Origin of the sequence: Variovorax sp. CAN15 (assembly GCF_030462475.1) — a bacterium.
In the GTDB taxonomy this organism is placed as follows: domain Bacteria; phylum Pseudomonadota; class Gammaproteobacteria; order Burkholderiales; family Burkholderiaceae_C; genus Variovorax.
The window spans coordinates 1-3,036 of sequence record NZ_JASMRZ010000165.1 but is presented as its reverse complement, the minus strand read 5'-3'; the positions used below and the strand labels follow the sequence as shown (position 1 = coordinate 3,036).

Sequence of the window (3,036 nt, the reverse complement as noted above, 5' to 3'; positions counted from 1 at the left end):
CACCGCGCCGAGGTCGTGCGCATCGAGGGCCAGTCCTATCGCGCCAAGGAAGCTCAGGAGCGCCTGGCTGCGCGTTCCAGGCAGCGCGCAGGCAAACCTGTCAGGAGCAAGAAGTCATGATGTCCGAGCGCGAACAACCACCAACGCTTCCCACCAACTGGACTGCCGAGCAGGCCCTGGCCGTCTTCGAGTGCCTGCGCGTGCTGCGCGAGCAGCTGTGGAGAATCTACGGCCGCGACGTCCAGCAGGCCTGGTACGACCAGCTCGTGCACGACGAGCCGCCTGCGTCCTTCGATCCGGACGAGCCGTTCTGAACCCCGCTCACCCAACCAGGGCCCCGCAAGGGGCCCTCTTCCATTGCGCCTCAACCACCTGCAAAACCGCATCCTCACCGCCGAATAGCAGCGGATTTACACCGCCGCCAACAAAGGCCGGCTGCTTCAATGTCCTTCTGTTCAGCCCATCGGGCCGAGCCGTGCAGATAACGGTTCGCCTCTGAGCTGTTGCCGCGAATGATCTTTGCCACCAGAAGCGCGAACAGGCCAGCCGAGCTCAGACCTATGCCGACGCCGGCCGCCCGCATGAACGCCTCTGGGTAGTAGGCGTGCCATTTGAGCGCCCACGACACGATTTGCCAAGGCGGGTAGAAGCCTGCAACGCTGCTCCCGAGGCTCGGATGATTGCCTGCACTGGACGCGAAGAATTGCGTGGAGGCGGACATTGAGCCCACCATCGTCATCGCCGCCAGCAAAGGGATCAGCTTGCCCGGGCCCTTTTTCTTCGCTCGAACTTGAGGTCCTACTGCGTTATTGAACTTCGAACTCATCTCGATCTGCCCTTGGTCTTCACGGTCCCGTGCTCAGTCACCGTGATTTCATTGCCAACACGCACCCGCTTGAGCCGCTGGGCGGCCTGGGAGTCGACAGGAAGGATCTCCACAGTGCCTTCCATCGTCAAAAGTGCCAGGCTGACCCCGTCGATCGTCCTCAGGCCGGCAAATTTGAAAGCGCGCTCCGGACCCGGAGTATAGGGTTTCATATTCGGTATATCGAAACCTAGAACTCGCTTTTCGCTTCGCTCGGCAATAAATTTGGCGGCCGCTTCGCTTCCTCCGACGATCACTCGTCCCCGAGGTACTGGCCGTCGCACAACTGCACTGCTTTCGGCTGGCGGCTCGTCCACGTGACCAGGTACATCACCCGGCAATAGCACTGGACCAGATCCTTCGAAGAGAACCACACCGAGTTCCGACAGGTCTCGCAGGCGGTTTTTTCGGAAGGCCGGCGGCTCTCCGGCAATGCTTCCAACGTTGGGCTTCCCTCCGCTGGAGGTGCCGCCGGCTCGTCTACTAGGGGCTGCAACGACTGGTCTTGCATCGGCAGAGGACTTGCCAAAGGCAGCATTGGAGGAAGCGCTGAGAGAGCGTTCGCCGGACCGACCTGACCCATCTCCTCTTTCGTTTCCTGCAACGGTGCTGCTTCGTTGCTCGCCTGCGGCTCCTGTGTCTCTACTCGGCTGTCCCCTAGGCTTTCCTGAATTTCTTCCGGCGCCTCTGAGCTCACCAGCGCCATTGCTTCCTCCAACAACTCCAGATCGGTCTTTTCTGCCATTGGGCATTCCATTTCTCAACGTTAGAAGCGCCTGGTGTCGGCGCTCGAGATCTTTATCAACAAACGTGACTTGAAGGCGCTGCGCGGCCGCGCTCGCGACTACGCGCACCTTGAACTCGGGTGACCCATTCACGGTGAGGCGATTGCCGTATCGACGCTCAGCGATCCGTAGGGCCAGATGGATGCCGCCCAGGTCTGCCTCTTTGGAGACCTGCAAACTTGCCCCGTCGTCGCGGATCGCGGTCGTGCCAGCCTGGAAGAGCAGCGTGCCTTTCTTCGTCACTGCCGCAATGGGTAGGCCCAGCGGCGCGCCCGTCGGGCGGCCAGATGCCGCGATGCTGCTGCGCGACGCTGCATCACGGAATAGGTCATCGCGAAAAGCACGGGCACGAAGGACCTCAAGGGCGTTTTCTTGCCCCGCGACTGCCTTCAGCTGAAGCCACTCCACCCACTGCAAACGCGACGTTCGCCGGGTCAGCAAGCCTCGCTCTCGCCGATGCTTCTCGCGCAGCTCGGCGAGATTTGCCTTCAGTGCCCGCTTCGCCAGCGCGTAGAGAACGCGTTTGGCGAGGGGATCGACCCCGAGATGCTTGAGAGCCGACCTGTGGGCGGCATTCGATGCCCATAGGGCCTCCTCTTCGACGTTCTGTCGCCCCCGAAGGGCGGCGCTCTCGCCAGTCCGCATCTGGCGGGCGTGCGACTGCTCCGCTCGGTACTGCGCATAGAGAGCGGAGGTATCGAGGTACGTCTGGGCAACCTCGTTCCGATACTCTTTCCTAGCCGCCCCTTCCACTGGAAGCGGAAGCAATTCGCTATCCAACCTTCCGCGCGCCTCGTTTCTGCCGCCGCGGATGTGCTCTGCTTCTCCTGCCCCCACCAGTTGCCGCTGCGTTTCTGCTCGTCCCTCGGCGGAAAGACTGGGCGGTAAATTGCCGTGATCCCCGTCAGCCGGCCACGCTTCCCCAACTGGCGCGGACCAGGGCGCCACTTGATCCTCCGAATCCTGCGGCGACGGCAGAGCCGCAGGGGCGAATTGTTCGCCGTCGATAGAAGACGCTGGCGAAGCGCCTGATCCGCTCGAGCTGCCAAGCGGGTCCATCGAAGAATCAAACGCGCCAAACCGCTTTTCCAATTGCTGCTTCGAGAGGGAGCGCGAAACTGAACTCGCTTTGACCTCAAGTCCGCTGGAGTCACTAATAACGAATCCATTTCCTCGCAAGCGCAGCTCGGCGCCATTTCGAGAAAGAGCGGAATGAAGCTCGTGCCAGGAATTGGCAGTTTCCAGTTCAGGCAAGCACTCCCTCTTCAACCACCCTAGAAAACTCTCGACACCGGAATGGCGCTCCATGTCTTGCGCGCGGTTTTCCGAACCGACTTTTTGGGCCAGATGGTTGTCAGCCTGAAGGCCGAACTCCGCTTCCAATTG

Annotated in this window: 3 protein-coding genes; 1 reads left to right on the top strand and 2 read right to left on the bottom strand. The window is 61.4% G+C overall.

Translation table 11 applies throughout. The features are described from left to right. Positions 1-116 precede the first annotated feature (116 nt). The gene (locus QMO14_RS33010; protein ID WP_301512338.1) at positions 117-314 is read left to right on the top strand and encodes a hypothetical protein; all 198 of its coding nucleotides are present in this window, start codon (positions 117-119) and stop codon (positions 312-314) included. 74 nt (positions 315-388) lie between these two features. On the opposite strand, the gene QMO14_RS33005 is transcribed toward QMO14_RS33010, so the two are convergent. Both QMO14_RS33005 and QMO14_RS33000 read right to left on the bottom strand, forming a co-directional pair. Next, positions 389-826, bottom strand: a complete 438-nt coding sequence (locus QMO14_RS33005) for a hypothetical protein (protein ID WP_301512337.1) — start codon at positions 824-826, stop codon at positions 389-391. Then, a partial coding sequence (locus QMO14_RS33000; RefSeq protein ID WP_301512336.1) for an LPD7 domain-containing protein occupies positions 823-3,036 on the bottom strand: 2,214 nt, incomplete at its 5' end. The genes QMO14_RS33005 and QMO14_RS33000, both read right to left, overlap by 4 nt.

Bases quoted from the DNA above. Each gene is read 5' to 3' on its own strand.
- QMO14_RS33010 (WP_301512338.1), top strand. From the start codon at position 117: ATGATGTCCGAGCGCGAACAACCACCAACGCTTCCCACCAACTGGACT.
- QMO14_RS33005 (WP_301512337.1), bottom strand. From the start codon at position 826: ATGAGTTCGAAGTTCAATAACGCAGTAGGACCTCAAGTTCGAGCGAAG.